This window comes from Delftia acidovorans SPH-1 (genome assembly GCF_000018665.1).
GTDB lineage: Bacteria > Pseudomonadota > Gammaproteobacteria > Burkholderiales > Burkholderiaceae_C > Comamonas > Comamonas acidovorans.
In genome coordinates this window covers 3,843,277-3,861,713 of the sequence record NC_010002.1, presented here as the reverse complement: position 1 = coordinate 3,861,713, position 18,437 = coordinate 3,843,277, and the positions used below count along the sequence as shown (strand labels likewise).

The 18,437-nt window shown below is 67.2% G+C and carries 14 protein-coding genes; 3 read left to right on the top strand and 11 right to left on the bottom strand.

Annotated features, from left to right (window positions below; genetic code table 11):
- Positions 1-42: 42 nt before the first annotated feature.
- From DACI_RS17720 to DACI_RS17705, 4 genes are all read right to left on the bottom strand, one after another.
- Positions 43-864, bottom strand: coding sequence for an amidohydrolase family protein (locus tag DACI_RS17720; RefSeq protein ID WP_012205350.1), 822 nt, complete (start codon positions 862-864; stop codon positions 43-45).
- Positions 864-2,027, bottom strand: a complete 1,164-nt coding sequence (locus DACI_RS17715) for a CoA transferase (protein WP_012205349.1) — start codon at positions 2,025-2,027, stop codon at positions 864-866. The genes DACI_RS17720 and DACI_RS17715 overlap by 1 nt, the downstream gene beginning before the upstream one ends.
- A gap of 58 nt (positions 2,028-2,085) precedes the next feature.
- Positions 2,086-3,090 carry a tripartite tricarboxylate transporter substrate binding protein gene (locus tag DACI_RS17710; protein WP_012205348.1) on the bottom strand — a complete coding sequence of 335 codons (1,005 nt, stop codon included), beginning with the start codon at positions 3,088-3,090 and terminating at the stop codon, positions 2,086-2,088.
- An 81-nt stretch (positions 3,091-3,171) separates the two neighbouring features.
- Positions 3,172-4,041, bottom strand: coding sequence for an HpcH/HpaI aldolase/citrate lyase family protein (locus DACI_RS17705; protein WP_043781868.1), 870 nt, complete (start codon positions 4,039-4,041; stop codon positions 3,172-3,174).
- 75 nt (positions 4,042-4,116) lie between these two features.
- On the opposite strand from DACI_RS17705, the gene DACI_RS17700 reads away from it, so the two are divergent.
- Positions 4,117-5,034 (top strand): LysR family transcriptional regulator, encoded by a 918-nt coding sequence (locus DACI_RS17700; protein WP_012205346.1) that lies wholly within the window; start codon positions 4,117-4,119, stop codon positions 5,032-5,034.
- Between the two features lie 9 nt (positions 5,035-5,043).
- Here the strand turns inward: DACI_RS17700 and DACI_RS17695 are convergent, their stop codons facing one another.
- Complete coding sequence (locus DACI_RS17695; protein ID WP_192812286.1) at positions 5,044-5,952, bottom strand: LysR family transcriptional regulator; 909 nt, start codon at positions 5,950-5,952, stop codon at positions 5,044-5,046.
- A 107-nt stretch (positions 5,953-6,059) separates the two neighbouring features.
- On the opposite strand from DACI_RS17695, the gene tam reads away from it, so the two are divergent.
- Entirely contained in the window at positions 6,060-6,833 is a 774-nt protein-coding gene (tam, locus tag DACI_RS17690; protein WP_012205344.1) for a trans-aconitate 2-methyltransferase, read from the top strand.
- A gap of 19 nt (positions 6,834-6,852) precedes the next feature.
- Here tam and DACI_RS17685 read toward each other — a convergent pair whose 3' ends face one another.
- Positions 6,853-7,248 carry a VOC family protein gene (locus DACI_RS17685; protein WP_012205343.1) on the bottom strand — a complete coding sequence of 132 codons (396 nt, stop codon included), beginning with the start codon at positions 7,246-7,248 and terminating at the stop codon, positions 6,853-6,855.
- Between the two features lie 148 nt (positions 7,249-7,396).
- Between DACI_RS17685 and DACI_RS17680 the strand changes: the two genes are divergently transcribed.
- Positions 7,397-8,626 carry a nucleoside recognition domain-containing protein gene (locus DACI_RS17680; protein ID WP_012205342.1) on the top strand — a complete coding sequence of 410 codons (1,230 nt, stop codon included), beginning with the start codon at positions 7,397-7,399 and terminating at the stop codon, positions 8,624-8,626.
- Positions 8,627-8,768: 142 nt separating this feature from the next.
- On the opposite strand, the gene sbcB is transcribed toward DACI_RS17680, so the two are convergent.
- The 5 genes from sbcB to dnaE all read right to left on the bottom strand — a co-directional run bounded on the left by sbcB (position 8,769) and on the right by dnaE (position 18,228).
- Positions 8,769-10,208, bottom strand: a complete 1,440-nt coding sequence (gene sbcB / locus DACI_RS17675) for an exodeoxyribonuclease I (RefSeq protein ID WP_012205341.1) — start codon at positions 10,206-10,208, stop codon at positions 8,769-8,771.
- 37 nt (positions 10,209-10,245) lie between these two features.
- Entirely contained in the window at positions 10,246-11,700 is a 1,455-nt protein-coding gene (gene cls / locus DACI_RS17670) for a cardiolipin synthase (protein WP_012205340.1), read from the bottom strand.
- An 83-nt stretch (positions 11,701-11,783) separates the two neighbouring features.
- Entirely contained in the window at positions 11,784-14,120 is a 2,337-nt protein-coding gene (gene clpA / locus DACI_RS17665) for an ATP-dependent Clp protease ATP-binding subunit ClpA (RefSeq protein WP_012205339.1), read from the bottom strand.
- Positions 14,121-14,183: 63 nt separating this feature from the next.
- Positions 14,184-14,561 carry an ATP-dependent Clp protease adapter ClpS gene (clpS, locus tag DACI_RS17660; protein ID WP_012205338.1) on the bottom strand — a complete coding sequence of 126 codons (378 nt, stop codon included), beginning with the start codon at positions 14,559-14,561 and terminating at the stop codon, positions 14,184-14,186.
- Between the two features lie 133 nt (positions 14,562-14,694).
- Positions 14,695-18,228 (bottom strand): DNA polymerase III subunit alpha, encoded by a 3,534-nt coding sequence (dnaE, locus tag DACI_RS17655; protein WP_043781863.1) that lies wholly within the window; start codon positions 18,226-18,228, stop codon positions 14,695-14,697.
- Between the last annotated feature and the right edge of the window lie 209 nt (positions 18,229-18,437).

The window sequence follows — 18,437 nt, the reverse complement described above, 5'->3', positions numbered from 1 at the left end:
ATGGTGAAAACCTGGGCTGCGAGGGTTGCGTGCCCCGCGCCCTCAATCGAATCCGTAAAGCTCGGCGGCGTTGTCCACCAGCACGCGGGCGCGCAGCGCCGCATCGGGAATCCAGCGTGACAGCAGCGCCAGCAGCATGGGGGTCTGCGGCGGATGGGCAGCTTCGGTGACATGGGGCCAGTCGCTGCCCCAGACCAGGCGCTGCGGGGCCTCGGACACCCAGGCCTGCGCCAGCGCGTCGCAATCGGCATAGCCTGCGGCCAGGCCCGCCCGGCTGTTCAGATACGGGCCCGAGAGCTTGACCCAGGCCCTGCCCTGCTGCACCAGCTCGCGGACCACGCCGAAGGCCTGCTCGTGCACGCCAGCGCTGTCAGCGCTGTCAGCGAGCCGCGCCATGTGGTCGAACACCAGGGTGCATGGCAGCCGCTGCAGCAGCGCCGCATGGGCCTCGATCTGGCTGGCCAGCCAGTGCAGCTGCACATGCCAGCCCAGCGCGGCAATACGCTCGGCCAACGGCTCCAGCATGTCCAGCCGCACGGCTGCATCGTGCTCGGTGTGCAGCGAAAAGCGGATACCGCGAATGCCGCCGTCATGCAGCGCCTGCAACTGTGCGTCGGTGATATCGGGGTGCACCACGGCAATGCCGCGCGTGCTTGCTGCGCCCAGCGACTGGATGGCGTGCAGCGTGACCCGGTTGTCCGTGCCATGCGCACGCGGCTGGACGATGACGGCGCGCTCCAGCCCCATGGCGCCGCGCAGCTGCGCATAGTCGGCAGCCGTGGCATGAGCACCAAAACGCGTACCAAAGCGCGGATCGAAGACATGCAGATGGGCGTCGCAGGCGCCAGCGGGCAGTGCGTGCATCAGCGGCTCTCTTGCGCGGCGGCCTTCAGTGCCTCGGTATGCTGACCCAGCGTGGGGGCGGCAAAGGCCGGCGGGCCAGGCGTGCGGTCGAATTCGACGGCGCCGGCAAAGCCCCGGTAGCTGCCCAGGGTCGGGTGCTCGAAACGGGTGACCATGCCCTCGGCCTGCACCTGCGGGTCGTCGAACATGTCTTCCACCGTGCGGGCCGCCGCGCAGGGCACTTCCTCGCCGAACAAGGCCTCCCACTCCAGCGCGCTGCGCCCCGCAAGCGCCTGGCGCAGCAGGGGCACCAGCACGTCGCGGTGCTGGGCACGCTTGCGCACGGAGTCGTAGCGCTCGTCGCTGGCCACCTCGGGCAGATCCAGCTTGCGGCACAGCGCGGCCCAGAAATGCGCGGTGTTGGCCGAAATGTAGAGATAACCTTCGCGCGTCGGGTGGATGCCCGTGATGCCGCCGGAGCGCATGTCGCGCCCTACCTCGCGCGGCTCGCCCTCGGCCCAGACCATGCGTGCGGACTGCATGGTCAGCGCCGCGCGCAGCAGGGACACGCCCACATGCTGGCCCAGCCCGCTTTTCTCGCGCTCGTACAGCGCCGACGACACACCGCCCGCCACCAGGGCCGAGGCGTAGTAGTCCACCACGGAGCCGTAGAGAATCTCGGGCGGCCCGCCTGCCTTGCCCTGCATGGCGCACATGCCGGTCATGGTCTGCAGCACCTGGTCGTAGCCCGCCTTGGCCTTGAGCGGCCCGCGGCTGCCATAGCCGGTGACGCTGCAATAGATGAGGCGTGGGTTGATGGCGGCCAGTTGCGCAAAACCGATGCCCAGCCGCTCGGGCACGCCGGGCCGGAAGTTGTGGACCAGCACATCGGCCTCGCGCACCAGGCGCAGCAGCACGGCGTGGTCGGCCTCATCCTTCAGGTCCAGCACCATGCCCCACTTGCTGCGGTTCACGCCCAGGAAGGCGCGGCTTTCCGCTTCCAGCGTGGAGGGGTACTTGCGCAGGTTGTCGCCCACGGGCGGCTCGACCTTGATCACCTCGGCGCCCTGGTCCGCCAGCAGCGAGCAGCCATACGGCCCCGCGATATAGGCGCTCAGATCCAGCACGCGCACACCGCTGAGCGGGCCTTTCGGTCCCTGGCGTTCACCGGGCACAAAACTCATTCGTTTCTCCTGATAGGGAAGCGGGAAGGCCTGGGGCGCCTCCCGCCAGCGGCCGGGTTCAATCGGCCTGGATATTGCGGTCCTTGGCGAGCTGCTTCCAGCGCGCCACGTCGCTGCGGATCACCTGTGCGAACTGCTGCGGCGTCACGGGGTTGGCAATGGCGCCTTCGCGCAGGAAGCTGGCCTGGATGGTCGGCTTGGCCAGCACCTGGTTCACGGCCTGGTTGAGGCGGTCCACGATGTCGGCGGGCGTGCCCGCAGGCGCCAGCAGCCCCCACCACAGATCGAATTCGTAGCCCGGGATGGCCGTTGCCATGGGCGTCAGGTCCGGCGCAATGGGGCTGGGCTTGAGGCTGGTGATGCCGATGGCGCGCAGCTTGCCGTTGCGCACCATGGGCAGGATGGACGGGCCGCTGGAGACCAGCATCTGCACCTGGTTGCCGATCACGTCGGTCACGGCCGGGCCCTGTCCCTTGTAGGGCACATGCATGATGTCCATGCCCGGCACCATGGAGCGCATCATCTCGGTCGCGAAGTGGTTGATGCTGCCGGTGCCCGAGGTGGCGTAGTTGAACTGGCCCGGGCTGGCCTTGATGGCGCGCACCAGATCCTGCGGCGTCCTGGCCGGGAATTCGTTGTTCACGGCCACCACCAGCGGGCCCTTGGCAAACATGGCCACGGGCGCCAGGTCCTTGACGGGGTCGAAGGGCATCTTGGCCTGTACCGCGGCATTCGTGGTCATGCTGGACGAGACCGCCACCAGCGTGTAGCCGTCCGCCGCCGCCTTGGCCACCGAGGCCGTGCCGGTGTTGCCGCTGGCGCCGGGCCGGTTGTCCACGATCACGGCCTGCTTGAGCAGATCGCCCATTTCCTTGGCCACCTGGCGTGCGAACACGTCGTTGGAGCCACCCGGCGGATAGGGAACCACCATGGTGATGGCCTTGGACGGGAAGGCGCCCTGCGCCATCAATCCCGGCGAAGCCAGCCCGGCCAGCGTGGCCACCGTTGTGGTGGCGGCCAGCGCCACCAGCCTGCGCCGCGCGCGGCAATGGGAAATGCTCATGTCTTTGTCTCCTGTACTGTTTCTTGTCATGGGGATGCCCGGCATGCGGGATGCCGGGGCACCGGATTGCCGGCCGCCCGTTCAGGCCACCAGCAGCCCCTGTGCATGCGCCGCAGCCACGATGGCCTGGGCACGCAGCACGAAGGGCTTGTCCACCATCTTCCCGTCCACCACATAGGCGCCCAGGGCGTTGGCATCTGCCTGGCGGGCCGCCTCCACCACCTTCAGGGCGTGCCCGATTTCCTGCTCGGTGGGCTGGTAGACCGCATTGGCCAGGGCGATCTGGCTGGGGTGTATGCAGGTCTTGCCCAGAAAGCCCAGGCCGCGCGACAGGCGGGCCTCGGCGCTGAAGCCCTCGCTGTCGCGGATGTCGGCAAAGGCGCCGTCGTAGGCGTAGACGCCGGCCTCGGCGGCGGCCATGCGCACGGCAAACAGCGCCTGGGCAATGGCGGCGGGCTCGCGCCGGTTCACGCCAAAGGGCTCGAACAGATCGCCCAGCCCCATCTGCAGGCCGGCCACGCTGGCATGGGCGCTGGCCAGTTCGGCAGCGCAGCGCAGGGCGCGGGGTGTTTCGATGTTGAGCAGCAGGCCAGGCGCCTGGACCACGCCGTTGGCATCTGCCGCCTCGGCAATGCGCTGTGCGGCCTCGCGCACCTGCTGCACGGTCTCGGGCTTGGGCAGGTTGATGAGGTGCACGCCGTCGCGCACCATCTCGGCGATGTCGGCGCCGAAATGCGGCGTATCCATGGCGTTGACGCGCACGATCAGCGTCTTGCCATGGCCCCGGCTTTCAGGGCTGAGCAGGAAGCTGCGCAGCAGGCCGCGCGCCTCGTCCTTGCGGGCCTCGGCCACCGCGTCCTCCAGGTCGAAGGACAGTGCGTCGGCGTCGCCGGCCAGGGCCTTGGCGAACAGCTCGGGACGCGATGCGGGAACAAACAGTTTGCTTCTCATGCACCGCATTGTGGGCGGCAGAAAGCCAAGAGAAACACAGGTAATATTTGTTCAAACCACACAAATTCTTTGTTTATGGAAACCAGCTACCTGCACAGCTTCCTGCTCGTGGTCGAGACCGGCTCCATGGCCGAGGCCGCGCGGCGCCTGAACATCACGGCCGCCGCCGTGGCCCAGCAGATCCGCATCCTGGAGCGCGAGTTCGACGCCCCCCTTCTGGCCCGCGCAGGCCGCACCGTGCTGCCCACGCCAGCCGGCCACCGACTGTCGCAATCGGCCCCGCTGCTGCTGCGCGAGCTGGCCAACGCCAAGACCCATGTCAACCATGAGGGCGCCGACGGCGAGCTGGTGATAGGCACCATCAACACGGCCCTGCACAGCCTGCTGCCCGACATCCTGGCGGGCTTTGTGAAGAAGTGCCCGCAGACCAAGGTGTTCCTGCGCTCGGCCACCACGCGCGAGCTGTACCAGGCGGTGCAGCAGGGCGAGCTGGATGCCGCCGTCTGCCTGCACCCCTCGTTCGCCCTGGCCAAGACCTTCGACTGGACACTGCTGCGCGAGGAGCCGCTGGTGCTTCTGGTGCCGCACCAGCTGGCGCACCTGGACCCGCACACGCTGCTGCGCACCCAGCCGCTGATCCGCTATGACCGCAGCCTGGGCGGTGGGCAAATGGTGGAGCGCTACCTGCGCGCCGCGCAGATTGCGCCGCAGGAGCGCTTTGAGCTGAGCTCGCTGGTGGCCATTGCCATGATGGTGGAGCGCGGCCTGGGCGTTTCGCTGGTGCCCGACACGGCACTGAACCTGCCCGATGGCCAGGGCGTGGTGCGCCTGGCCCTGCCCGAGGAATCGCAGTCGCGGCGCTTTGGCGTGATGTGGCTGCGCTCGTCGGCACGGCTGCCGCTGATCCACAGGCTGGTGGACTGCGCACGCACCGTGGTCAAGCAGCGCGGCGGCCCGCGCGCTGCCGCACGCGCAGCAAACAGGACACCGTAGCCCGCGCCGTCAGGACTCCGCCACGGCCGCCGTGGCAACCAGGTCCTGGAACCTGCGCAGCACGGCCGACGCATCGCCCACGCGCGTGGCCAGATGCAGGGGAGCGGCCAACCCGGGGCACTGGGACAGCGCACGGTAGACAATGCCGTCGCTGCGCAGGCGCTGCATGGAGGCCGGCACGATGGACAGCCCCAGCCCTGCCGAGACCAGGCTCAGCGTGGCAGTCATGCGCGGCGCCTCCTGCACCACGCGCGGGCTGAAGCCCGCCTCCAGGCAGGCCTTGAGAATGGCGTCGTACAGGCCCTGCCCTACCCTGCGCCGGTACAGCACGAAGTCCTCCGAGGCGAGCTGCGGCAAAGGCACGGGCCGACGCAATGGGCGTGCCAGCGCATGCCCTGCAGGCAGAGCCAGCAGCATGGGCTCCTCCAGAATCGGCACGGCCTGCAGCCCCTGGCTGCCATGCAGGGGCGAGCGCACAAAGGCCGCGTCCAGCCGCTCGTGCAGCAATGCATCCATGAGTTCACCCGTGCCCGCCTCCTCCAGCGCCACGGCCACGCCGGGCACCTGCTGGCGGAACATGCGCAGCACGCCGGGGACAAAGGGATGCAGCGCGGCAGAGCTGGTGAAGCCCACGGCCAGCCGGCCCGTCTCGCCCCGGGCTGCGCGGCGCACCACCTCGGCCAGCACGTCACAGCGCTCCAGCAGCGCCTTGGACTCTTCCAGCAGCGCCAGCCCCGCCGCCGTCGGCCGCACGCCGCGCGGCAGGCGCTGCACCAGCTCCACGCCCAATTCGTGCTCCAGGCCCTGCAGCAATCGCGTCAGCGGCGGCTGCTGCATGCCCAGGCGCTCGGCCGCACGCGTGATGTGGCCTTCCTCGGTGATGGCGACAAAGGCGCGCAGTTGGCGAAGCTCGGGCACGTCAATACTTTCAAGGTATGGGAAGACTTCAATTGTGGCATTTGCAATCATGGATGGACGGATTTACGCTCGCGCCCCACAAACACACCTACCTGAAAGGCAACACGATGACCTGGTCCGCAAAGCAGTACACAACGTTCGAGCAGGAACGCACGCGCCCCGTGCGCGACCTGGTGGCCGCCATTCCCGACCTGCCTGGCCGCGCCGTGCGGCTGGCTGTGGACCTGGGCTGCGGCCCCGGCAACTCCACCGAGGTCCTGGCCCAGCGCTTCCCCGGGGCCACCGTGACGGGACTGGACAATTCCGAGGACATGCTGGATGCCGCACGCAAGCGGCTGCCGGGCACGGCCTTCTCACTGGCCGACATCGCCACCTGGCAGCCCGACCAGCCGCAGGACGTGATCCTGGCCAATGCCTCGCTGCAGTGGCTGCCCGACCACCAGCAGCTTTACCCGCGCCTTGTCAGCCACCTGGCACCCGGTGGCAGCCTGGCCGTGCAGACGCCGGATAACCTGGAAGAACCGGCCCACCGGCTGGCGCGGGAGGTGGCCGCCAGCGGCCCCTGGGCCGCCACGATTGGAGATGTGCGCCACCCCGCACGGCACAGCGCGGACTTCTACTACGCCCTGCTTCGCCCGCACTGCAGCAACGTGGATGTCTGGCGCACCACCTACTTCCACCCGCTGGCGGGCAGCCATGCCGCGGTGGTTGAGTGGTTCAAGGGTTCGGCGCTGCGTCCCTTCGTCGCGCCGCTGGACGAGGAGCAAAAGGCCGGCTTCTACGCAGCGTATCTGCAGGCCATCTCCCAGGCCTACCCCGCGCTGGACGATGGCACGGTGCTGCTGCCCTTCCCAAGGCTGTTCATCGTGGCCAGCCGCTGAAGCAGCGCGCCTTCGGCCCTCAACGCGCCGGATGCGGCTCGATGAGATCCCACAGATTGCCGTAGAGGTCTTCGAACACGGCCACGGTGCCGTGGGGCTTGCGCTGGGGGTCCTGCACAAAGCGCACGCCGCGCGAGCGGTAGGCCTCGAAGTCGCGCAGGCAGTCGTCGGTCTGCAGGAACAGGAACACGCGCCCGCCCGTCTGGTTGCCCACGCGCGCGGCCTGTTCCTCATTCGTGGCGCGGGCCAGCAGCAGGCGCACACCGCCGCCACCGGAGGCTACGGTGACCCAGCGCTTGCCCTCGGACAGGGCGGTGTCCTCGATCAGCACGAAGCCCAGCGCGCCCACATAAAAGCGCAGCGCCTCGTCATAGTCGCGCACGGCGACGCTCACCTGTCCTATCACCTGGGGCATGGAATCCTTTGCAGCAATGGTGCGGTCCTCGGACCACGGGGCCGCGAGGATAACGGAGCCCTGTCAATGCCCTGCCGCCCTGGCCCGTAAGCCCTGCGGCTGGCCCCACAATGGCGGCTTGCAATTGCCTCGTGAGGGACGGGAATCCATGCTGAATGCCTTGTGGCTGGGCTTTTTTCTGGTGGCGGCCGTGGCTGCGCTGGCGCAATGGCTGGTCGGCGGTCAGGTCGGGATTTTCTCGGCCATGGTGCAGGCGCTGTTTGCCATGGCCAGGCTGTCGGTCGAGGTCATGGTGCTGCTGTTCGGCACGCTGACGCTGTGGCTGGGCTTTCTGCGCATCGCAGAGAAGGCCGGCGTGGTGGAGTGGCTGGCGCGCGTGCTGGGCCCGTTGTTCGCCAGGCTCATGCCCGAGGTGCCGCGCGGCCATCCGGCCCTGGGCCTGATCACGCTGAACTTCGCGGCCAACGGGCTGGGACTGGACAACGCGGCCACGCCCATGGGCCTGAAGGCCATGCGCTCGCTGCAGGAGCTCAATCCCCGGCCCGACACCGCCACCAATGCGCAGATCCTGTTCCTGGTGCTCAATGCGTCGTCGCTGACCTTGCTGCCCGTGACCATCTTCATGTACCGCATGCAGCAGGGTGCGCCCGATCCCACCCTGGTCTTTCTGCCGATCTTGCTGGCCACCTCGGCCTCGACACTGGTCGGCCTGCTGGCCGTGGCCGCCGTGCAGAGGCTGCCGCTGTGGAGCCCCGTGGTGCTGGGCTACCTGCTGCCGCTGGGCCTGGCGCTGGCGGGCTTCATGGCCTTTCTGGCCACGCTGTCGGCGGCCGCGCTGGCGCAGCTGTCATCGCTGCTGGGCAACCTGACGCTGTTTGCCCTGATCGTGCTGTTCGTCACCCTGGGCGCCTGGCGCAAGGTCGCGGTCTACGACAGCTTCATCGAAGGCGCCAAGGAAGGCTTTGACGTGGCCAAGGGCCTGCTGCCCTACCTGGTGGCCATGCTCTGCGCCGTGGGCGTGTTCCGCGCATCGGGTGCGCTGGAGTACGCGCTGTCGGGCATACGCTGGGTGGTCGATGCCCTGGGCATGGACGCCCGCTTCGTGGACGCCCTGCCCACGGCCCTGGTCAAACCCTTCTCGGGCAGCGCGGCGCGCGCCATGCTGATCGAGACCATGCAGACCCAGGGCGTGGACAGCTTCGCCGCCCTGGTGGCCGCCACCATCCAGGGCAGCACCGAAACCACCTTCTACGTCCTGGCCGTCTACTTCGGCGCCGTGGGCATACAGCGCGCCCGCCACGCCGTGCCCTGCGCCCTCATCGCCGAACTGGCCGGCGTGATGGCGGCCATCGTGGTCTGCTACAAGTTCTTTGGCTGAAGGCACAAATGGGCGCTGCGCCTAAAGCCGACGCGGCCCAGGGCGAGGAACACCGAGCAAGGGCCTACACCACCCGCCCCGCCTCGCCCCGCCGCGAGGGTGTCGCACCTCTCGGGAGAGGCCGCGCGGCGGCTCAGGGGGACTAAAGTTCCGGCATGATCGCCTCGGCATAGTCATACAGCGCCCCCAGGATTTCCTCTCCGCGCTCGTCGGCGGTTTCCGATAGCTGATCGACCATGGCAAACATCTGCTCGGCCGTGCGTGCGCCGCCCTTGCCTTCGATCAGGCAGGCAGCGCAGTGCTGCAGCCAGCGCTGGCGCTCGGCAGGGTTCAGGCTGGCGGGGAAGTTGCGGGCGCGGTAGCGGAACAGCAGTTCGGTCAGGCGGGCATCGTCGAAGCCCGTGCGGTCCAGCGCCAGCTCCTGCGCAGACAGGCTGCGCAGGTGGTTGAGACGGCGCCGGTCCTCGTTGCCCACAAAGCCGCCATACAGGTCCTGGTCGGCATCCAGCCCCTCCTGCGCAGGGCGCTGGTGAACGGCACGCCACAGCGCGCTCATGTCGGGCAGGTCACGTGCAATGGCCGCATGGCCCATGCACTGCTCCACATCGATGCCCCATTGCGCGGCCATGGCCGCGCTCAGCGTCTTGAGGCTGCCGACCACCATGGGCGACTTGTTGACGTGGATGCTCTTGATGGGCAGGCGCTGCATGCCTTCGGGCAGGTCGGCAGCGCGCGAGAACAGGCGCAGGCGCAGCGTGTCCACGTCGATGGAGGCCAGCTCGGACGGGTCCTGCGCCAGATCCCAGCAGATGATCTCGTTCTTGTTGGTGGGGTGCGTGGCCAGCGGCCACATGACGGCGATGCAGCCGCGCTCGGGCCGGATCATGCCGCTGACGTGCAGGAAGGGCCGTGCATGCGCCGGCTCGGCCGGCAGGCCCATTTCCTGCAGCACGCGGTCCTTCTTGTGCAGCGAGAAGGCGAAGTCGAACAATCTGGGCTGGACCTTGCGGATCAGCCGCGCCAGCCCGATGGTGGCGCGCACGTCGGACAGCGCGTCGTGCGCCTTTTCGTGCAGAAGGCCGTTGGCGCGGGCCAGGTCCTCGAGCTTGAAGCTTGGGGATCCATCCTCCTTTTTCGGCCAGACAATGCCTTCGGGGCGCAGCGCATAGACCATGCGCACCACGTCGAGCAGGTCCCAGCGCCCGCAGCCGTTTTGCCATTCGCGCGCATAGGGGTCGATGAGGTTGCGCCAGAACATGAAGCGCGTGATCTCGTCGTCAAAACGTATGGTGTTGTAGCCCACGCCCACGGTGCCTGCCTGGGCCAGTTCTGCCTCGATGCGGGCGGCGAACTGGGCCTCGGGCATGCCCTGCTCCAGGCATTGCTGGGGGGTGATGCCGGTGATCAGGCAGGACTGCGGATCGGGCAGGTAGTCGCCTGCCGGCTGGCAGTACCACATGACGGGTTCGCCGATTTCATTGAGTTCCGCATCCGTGCGGATGCCCGCGAATTGCGCGGGCCGGTCATAGCGCGGCTGGGCGCCGAAGGTCTCGTAGTCGTGCCAGAAGAAGGTATGGGCCATCGGGCGAGTATGCCTGCGAAAAACGGGCCACCGGCCCTCACAGCAGGGGCGAACACAGCCGCGCGCCCGAGTCGAACAGGCGCAGCGCAAAGCCCAGGTCGCGCTTGAAGTGCACGCGCTGGGCCTGCTCCAGATCGGCCTCGAACTGCTTGGCCAGATCGCCGTTGAGCGCAGGCCCGTAGGCGATGGCGCAGACCTCGTAGTTCAGGAAGAAGCTGCGGTAGTCGAAGTTGGCCGTGCCGATGATGGCGATGTTGTCGTCCACCACCAGGGTCTTGGAGTGCAGCATTCGTGCCTTGTACTCGTAGACGCGCACGCCGCAGCGGATCAGCTCGTCGTAGTAGGAGCGCGCGGCCGCCGTGACCAGGGCCGAGTCCGAACGACGCGGCACCAGCAGCTGCACATCGACACCGCGCAGCGAGGCATTGGTGAGCGCTGCCAGCGCGGCCTCCGTCGGCACGAAATACGGCGTGGTCAGCCAGACACGCTCCTCGGCCGCGTTGATGGCCGCCAGATGGGCGCGGTAGATGGCCTGCAGGCCGTTGTCGGGGCCCGAGGTGATGATCTGCACGGGAAGCGGGCCCTCGGGCGCATCCGGCAGCAGCAGGTCGATGTCGGCGGGCTCGTTCTTGGGGTCCTTTTCCAGCGCATAGGCCCAGTCTTCGAGGAACACGGTCTGCAGCCAGTTGACGATGGCGCCCTCCAGGCGCAGGTGCACGTCGTGGTAGGCATCGGGCATGACACGCGCGTTCTCTTCGTCGGTCACGTTGACGCCGCCCGTGAAGCCCACCTTGCCGTCGCACACCAGGATCTTGCGGTGGGTACGGAAGTTGATGACCGGGCGCAGCCGCCGGCCGATCTTGGTGCCATGGAACAGTGCGACCTCGGCACCCGCATCCTCCAACGGCTGCAGAAAGCGCCGTCCCAGCTTCTTGGAACCCAGGGCATCCACCAGCAGGCGCACCTGTATGCCTGCGCGGGCCCGCTGTATCAGCAGGTCGCGCAGGGCCGTGCCGGTCTGGTCCGGCTCGAAGATGTAGTACTCCAGGTGGATGTGGTGGCGCGCCGCGTTCACCGCCTCGATGATGGCGTCGAAGGTGGCAGCGCCGCCCACCAGCAGCCGCAGGTCGGCGGCCGTGCTGACGGGAAAGTCGCTGGTGGCCGCCACCAGCCGCGCGACCTGGTGCAGGCGCTCCGAGCTGCCCGGCATGCGCTCGCGCAGGCGCTGCACGCCTGTTCGCACACGCGATGTCTTGCGCGCACGCAGCCGCTTGATGCGCTGGCGCTTGAGCCGCTGCGGGCCGAAGAAGTAGTAAATGGCCAGCCCGCCCACGGGAATCGCCGCCATGGACAGAAGCCAGCTCAGCGTGGCCACGGGTGCGCTGCGCTGCAGAAGGATCCACACCGCGACGATCACCACATAGACCGACCAGGTCACCGACAGCAGCAGCAGCGCATTCTCATGGGTCAGGTACTGACGAAGCCACTCCACAAAGACTCCTTCGGGCGGATCAAAGAAAAAGCCGGCAGCCCGGGGGGCTGTCGGCTTGCGCGATGGGCATCAGGCGATGCACATCAGTCGGCGGTGGCCTCTTTGGGCTCGGCCGGCTCGGACGCCGGGTCCTGCTTGGGCTGGGGCGTGATGTCGAGCTTGACTTCGCCCTTGTCGGCATCGTCGGCGTCGGCCACCCAGTCCACTTCCAGGCGGCCACCGTCGACCAGTTGCCCGAACAGCAGCTCGTCGGCCAGCGAACGCCGGATGGTGTCCTGGATCAGGCGCTGCATGGGGCGAGCACCCATGAGCGGATCGAAGCCCTTCTTGGCCAGGTGCTTGCGCAGCGCATCGGTGAAGGTGACCTCCACGCGCTTTTCGGCCAGTTGCTGCTCCAGTTGCAGCAGGAACTTGTCGACCACGCGCAGGATGACCTGCTCGTCCAGCGGCTTGAAGCTGACGATGGCGTCCAGACGGTTGCGGAACTCCGGCGTGAACAGGCGCTTGATGTCGCCCATTTCGTCGCCGGCCTGGCGCGGGTTGGTAAAGCCGATCGAGGCCTTGTTGATGGTCTCGGCGCCCGCGTTCGTGGTCATGATGAGGATCACGTTGCGGAAGTCGGCCTTGCGCCCGTTGTTGTCCGTCAGCGTGCCGTGGTCCATGACCTGCAGCAGCACGTTGAAGATGTCCGGATGCGCCTTCTCGATTTCGTCGAGCAGCAGCACCGAATGCGGCTTCTTGGTCACGGCCTCGGTCAGCAGACCGCCCTGGTCAAAGCCCACATAGCCCGGAGGCGCGCCGATCAGGCGGCTGACGGCATGGCGCTCCATGTACTCCGACATGTCGAAGCGGATCAGGTCCACGCCCAGGATGTAGGCCAGCTGCTTGGCCGCTTCCGTCTTGCCCACGCCCGTGGGGCCGGAGAACAGGAAAGAGCCGATCGGCTTGTCCGGCTTGCCCAGGCCCGAGCGCGCCATCTTGACCGAGGAGGCCAGCGCTTCCAGCGCCTTGTCCTGGCCGAAGACCACGCTCTTGAGGTCGCGCTCCAGCGTCTGCAGCTTGCTGCGGTCGTCGTTGGACACGTTGGCAGGCGGAATGCGCGCGATCTTGGCCACGATGGCCTCGATCTCGGCCTTGTCGATGGTCTGCTTGCGCTGCTCCACCGGAATGATGCGCTGCGCGGCACCGGCCTCATCGATCACGTCGATGGCCTTGTCGGGCAGGTGGCGGTCATTGATGTACTTGGCCGACAGCTCGGCCGCAGCCTGCAGGGCGGCGGCGGCGTACTGCACGCTGTGGTGTTCCTCGAAGCGCGACTTCAGGCCCTTGAGGATGTCCACGGTCTCGGCCACGGTGGGCTCGACCACGTCGACCTTCTGGAAACGCCGCGACAGCGCTGCATCCTTTTCGAAGATGCCGCGGTACTCGGTGAAGGTGGTCGCGCCGATGCACTTGAGCTGGCCGCTGGACAGCGCCGGCTTGAGCAGATTGGACGCGTCCAGCGTGCCGCCCGAAGCGGCGCCCGCGCCGATCAGCGTGTGGATTTCGTCGATGAACAGGATGGCGTTGGGCCGGTCCTTGAGCGACTTGAGCACGCCCTTGAGGCGCTGCTCGAAATCACCACGGTACTTGGTGCCCGCCAGCAGCGCGCCCATGTCCAGCGAATAGACCACGGCTTCGGTCAGCACCTCGGGCACCTTGCCCTCGGTGATGCGCCAGGCCAGGCCTTCGGCGATCGCCGTCTTGCCCACGCCGGCCTCGCCGACCAGCAGCGGGTTGTTCTTGCGGCGGCGGCACAGGATCTGGATGGTGCGCTCGACCTCGTAATCGCGCCCGATCAGCGGATCGATCTTGCCGTCCTTGGCCGCCTGGTTGAGGTTCAGCGTGAACTGCTCCAGGGGCGAAGCCTTTTCGTTGCGCTCGCCGCCGGCGCCCTCTTCGGACTCGGCAGGGTTTTCGGCCTTGGCAGGCTCGGGCGGTTCGCCCTTCTTGATGCCGTGGGCAATGAAATTGACCACGTCCAGACGCGTCACGCCCTGCTGGTGCAGGTAGTAGACGGCGTGCGAATCCTTCTCACCGAAGATGGCCACGAGCACGTTGGCGCCCGTGACTTCCTTCTTGCCGTTGCCGGTGGATTGCACATGCATGATGGCGCGCTGAATCACACGCTGGAAACCCAGCGTGGGCTGTGTGTCCACCTCATCGGAGCCTGCCACCTGGGGCGTGTTGTCCTTGATGAAGTTGGACAGGGCCGAGCGCAGGTCATCGATGTTGGCTGAGCAGGCGCGCAGCACTTCCGCTGCACTGGGGTTGTCCAGCAGGGCCAGCAGCAGGTGTTCCACGGTGATGAACTCGTGGCGCTGCTGGCGCGCTTCGACAAAGGCCATGTGCAAGCTGACTTCCAGTTCCTGGGCGATCATTGATGACTCCTTTTCGCTTGCTGGGGATTATTGACTGCAACCATAAATCAGGGCGGCCCGGGTTTATTCAACAGGCTCGAACATCGCCTGCAACGGATGGCCTGCCTTCTGGGCCGCCTGCAGCACCTGTTCGACCTTGGTGGCCGCCACGTCGCGCGAGTACACGCCGCAGACGCCGCGGCCATCCAGATGGATCTTGAGCATGATCTGGGTGGCCGTTTCGCGGTCCTTGCCGAAGAGTTCCTGCAGGACGATGATGACGAATTCCATGGGCGTGAAGTCATCGTTGAGCATCACGACCTGGTACATCTGCGGCGGCTGGACGCGCTGGCGTCGCCGCTCCAGCACCACGGCGCCGTCATCGTCGGACACGGGCCGCACTGTAGGGATGGCAGGAGGGATCGAAGGGGGTTGGGTTGCCATGAAAATCATTCTAGCCATCGGAGCCACTGTTTTCCGGAAGGGATATGCGAGGCATGCCTGAAGAATTCAAGCGCGGCGCCCGCCCGGGCCGGCAAGCACGCACCAAAGCAGTGCCTGCTCGCCGCCATCGGGCGCTGTGCCACCTTGCGGGTTATTCGTAGACCACCTTGACCTGTGCACTGCCGGCCTGGGCGTACCAAGCCGCCAGGGCCGCATCGCTGGGATAGAAGCGGCTGGCATCGCCCAGCGCCAGCTCGCAGCTGGCCGAGCCGCGCTCGTCCTCGCAGACCAGGCCCAGGCGCACTTTCATGCCGCGCTGCAGCTCGCCGTGCTCGCCCTGCTCCACCACGGCGGGGAACTGGCGCAGCAGGCCAAGCACGTCAGGCATCTTCTCGCCCACGCTGACCTGCAGATAGCGCGCAAAGCGGCAGCGCGCGTCTGCCAGATTCCACAGCTGCTGGGCCTTCATGCGCAGGCCGCCGCTGAAATGGTCCAGCTGCAGGCGCCCGGTGATGACGACGAATTCATCGTCCTTGAGCAGTTCGCGGTAGGTGTTGAGCGTGTTCTCGTCCACCGAGGCCTCGATCACGCCCGAGCCGTCATCGATCTTGAACAGGCCCAGCCTCCCGCGCTGGCCATTGATGGCGCGGAAGTCGCTGATGATGCCGGCCAGCGTCTGGGGCTCGCGGCTGTCGCGCAGCTCGGCCAGGGGCGTGCGCACGAAGCGGCGCACCTCTTTCTCGACCTCGTCGAACAGGTGGCCCGAGAGGTAGAAGCCCACCGCCGTCTTTTCCTGGGTCAGCCGCTCCTTCACGCCCCAGGGCAGTGCCTCGACCAGCGGCGGCTCCTGGGTGCTGGAGCCCACGGCGTCATCGCCCATCATGTCGAACAAGCCGCCCTGGTTGGCGTTGGCCAGCGTCTTGTTGCCGAACTCGAAGGCATGGTCGATGGAGGCCACCAGCGACGCCCGGTTGAGCTCGATGGCGTCGAAGGCGCCGCCCTTGATCAGGGCTTCCAGCGTGCGCTTGTTCAGGCGCGTGCGGTCCACGCGCACGCAGAAGTCGGCCAGGCTCTTGAAAGGTCCCTTGTCGGCGCCGCGCGGCCCCACGCCGCGGCCTTCACGCGCCGCAACGATGGCCTCGATGGCCTGCTGGCCCGTGCCCTTGATGGCGCCCAGGCCGTAGCGGATGACCTTGTCGGTGACGGGCTCGAATCGGTACATGCCGCGGTTGACGTCCGGCGGCTCGAAGCTGATGCCCATCTTGAGCGCGTCTTCGTACAACACCTTGAGCTTGTCGGTGTTGTCCATTTCCACGGTCATGTTCCCGCAGTAGAACTCGGCCGTGTAGTGCACCTTGAGCCAGGCCGTGTGGTAGGCCAGCAGCGAGTAGGCGGCGGCGTGCGACTTGTTGAAGCCGTAGCCCGCGAACTTCTCCATCAGGTCGAAGACCTCGTCGGCCTTTTCCTCGCTGATGCCCTGCTTGGCCGCGCCCTCGCGGAAGATCCCGCGGTGCATGACCATTTCCTCGACCTTCTTCTTGCCCATGGCTCGGCGCAAGAGGTCGGCGCCGCCCAGCGAGTAGCCGCCCAGCACCTGGGCGGTCTGCATCACCTGCTCCTGGTAGACCATGATGCCGTAGGTCTCGGCCAGCACCTGCTCGACCAGCGGGTGCGGGTACTCCACCACTTCCTTGCCGTGCTTGCGCGCGACGAAGCTGGGGATCAGGTCCATGGGGCCCGGGCGGTACAGCGCGTTCAGTGCAATCAGGTCTTCCAGGCGGCTGGGCTTGGCGTCGCGCAGCATGCCCTGCATGCCGCGCGATTCAAACTGGAACACGGCTTCGGTCTTGCCCTCGGAAAACAGCTGGTAGGTCCGCGCGTCGTCCAGTGGGATGTTCTCGAAGGCGAAGTTCTCCTGGCCCTTGTGGCGCTTGATGATGAACTCGCGCGCGATCTCCAGGATGGTCAGCGTGGCCAGGCCCAGAAAGTCGAACTTCACCAGGCCCACGGCCTCCACATCGTCCTTGTCGTACATGGCCACGGCCGAGTCGCTGCCCGGCTGCTGGTACAGCGGGCAGAAGTCGGCCAGCTTGCCCGGAGCGATCACCACGCCGCCCGCGTGCATGCCGATGTTGCGAGTCATGCCTTCGAGCTTCTGGGCCATTTCGATCAGGGTCTTGACGTCTTCTTCTTTTTCGATGCGCTCGGCCAGCATGGGCTCGGCCTCGATGGCGTAGGTGTACTTGTCGCCCTCCTTCTTCGGATTGGGCGGGTATTTGAGCGTGACGTGCAGGCCCGGCTTGTTGGGAATGAGCTTGGAGATGCCGTCGCAGAAGGTGTAGCTCATGTCCAGCACGCGGCCCACGTCGCGGATGGCCGCGCGCGCGGCCATGGTGCCGAAGGTGGCGATCTGGCTGACGGCGTCGCGGCCATAGAGCTGCTTCACATAGTCGATGACGCGGTCGCGGTTGGCCTGGCAGAAGTCCACGTCGAAGTCGGGCATGGACACGCGCTCGGGGTTCAGGAAGCGCTCGAACAGCAGGTTGTATTCCAGCGGGTCCAGGTCCGTGATCTTGAGCACGTAGGCCACCAGCGAGCCCGCGCCCGATCCGCGGCCCGGGCCCACGGGGCAGCCGTTGAGCTTGGCCCACTTGATGAAGTCGCCCACGATGAGGAAGTAGCCCGGAAAGCCCATCTTGAGGATGGTGCCGATCTCGAACTCCAGCCGTTCCACGTAGCGCGGGCGCTGCGCCTCGCGCTTGGCGGGATCGGGATACAGGTGGGTCAGGCGGTCTTCCAGGCCGTTGAAGGATTCGCTGCGGAAGAACTCGTCCATGGTCATGCCGTCAGGCACGGGGAAATTGGGCAGCTGCGGCTTGCCCAGCACCAGGGTCAGGCTGCAGCGGCGCGCGATTTCCACGGTGTTGGCAATGGCGCTGGGAATGTCGGCGAACAGCGCCTGCATCTGCGCGGCGGTCTTGAAATGCTGGTCTCGCGTGAAGCGGCGCACGCGCTTCGGGTTGGCCAGGATCTCACCCTCGGCGATGCACACGCGCGCCTCGTGCGCTTCGTAGTCGTCGGGACCGAAGAACTGTATGGGGTGCGTGGCGACCACGGGCAGGTTCAGGCGATCGGCCAGCTGCACGGCGGCCAGCACATGGGCTTCGTCGTCAGGCCGGCCTGCGCGCTGCAATTCGATGAAGAAGCGGTGCGGGAACATGCTCGCCAGCCGCTGGGCCACGGCGGCTGCGCCGGCCTCGTCGCCGCGCATCAGCGCCTGGCCCACGGGGCCGGCCTGGGCCCCGGCCAGCACGATCAGCCCCTCGCCCAGCTCCTGCAGCCAGGCCCAGGTGTGCACGGCCTGGCCCTTGACCACGTTGCGGGTCCAGCCACGGGCCAGCAGTTCGGACAGGTTGTGGTAGCCCAGCGGGCTTTGCACCAGCACGATGATGCGCGAGACGGCGGCACCGTTCTCGCCTTCGATCTGGATTTCCGCGCCCAGCACGGGCTTGACGCCCTTGGCCCGCCCTTCGCGGTAGAACTTGACGCCACCAAACAGGTTGTTGAAGTCTGTGACGGCCAGTGCGACCTGCCCGTCCTCGGCGGCGGCCTTGACGATGGCATTGATGCGGTTGGTTCCGTCCACGACGGAGAATTCGGTGTGCAGGCGCAAATGGACAAACATATGGGCGCCATTGTAGAAAGCTCCGCAAGGCCGGGACCCGTTCACGGCCATGCCTTTGCCGCCGCCCCCGCCTGCGGGGCGGGCATCGCAGGCCGTTACAATGCTTCGGCCCGGTTGCGGGAAAATCAGGCTTTGTGCGGCCCCTCAGCGCGGCCCGCGTTCCTGCCCGCCAACCCTCTCACCGCCCTTCGATTGCCCGAGAAACGTCC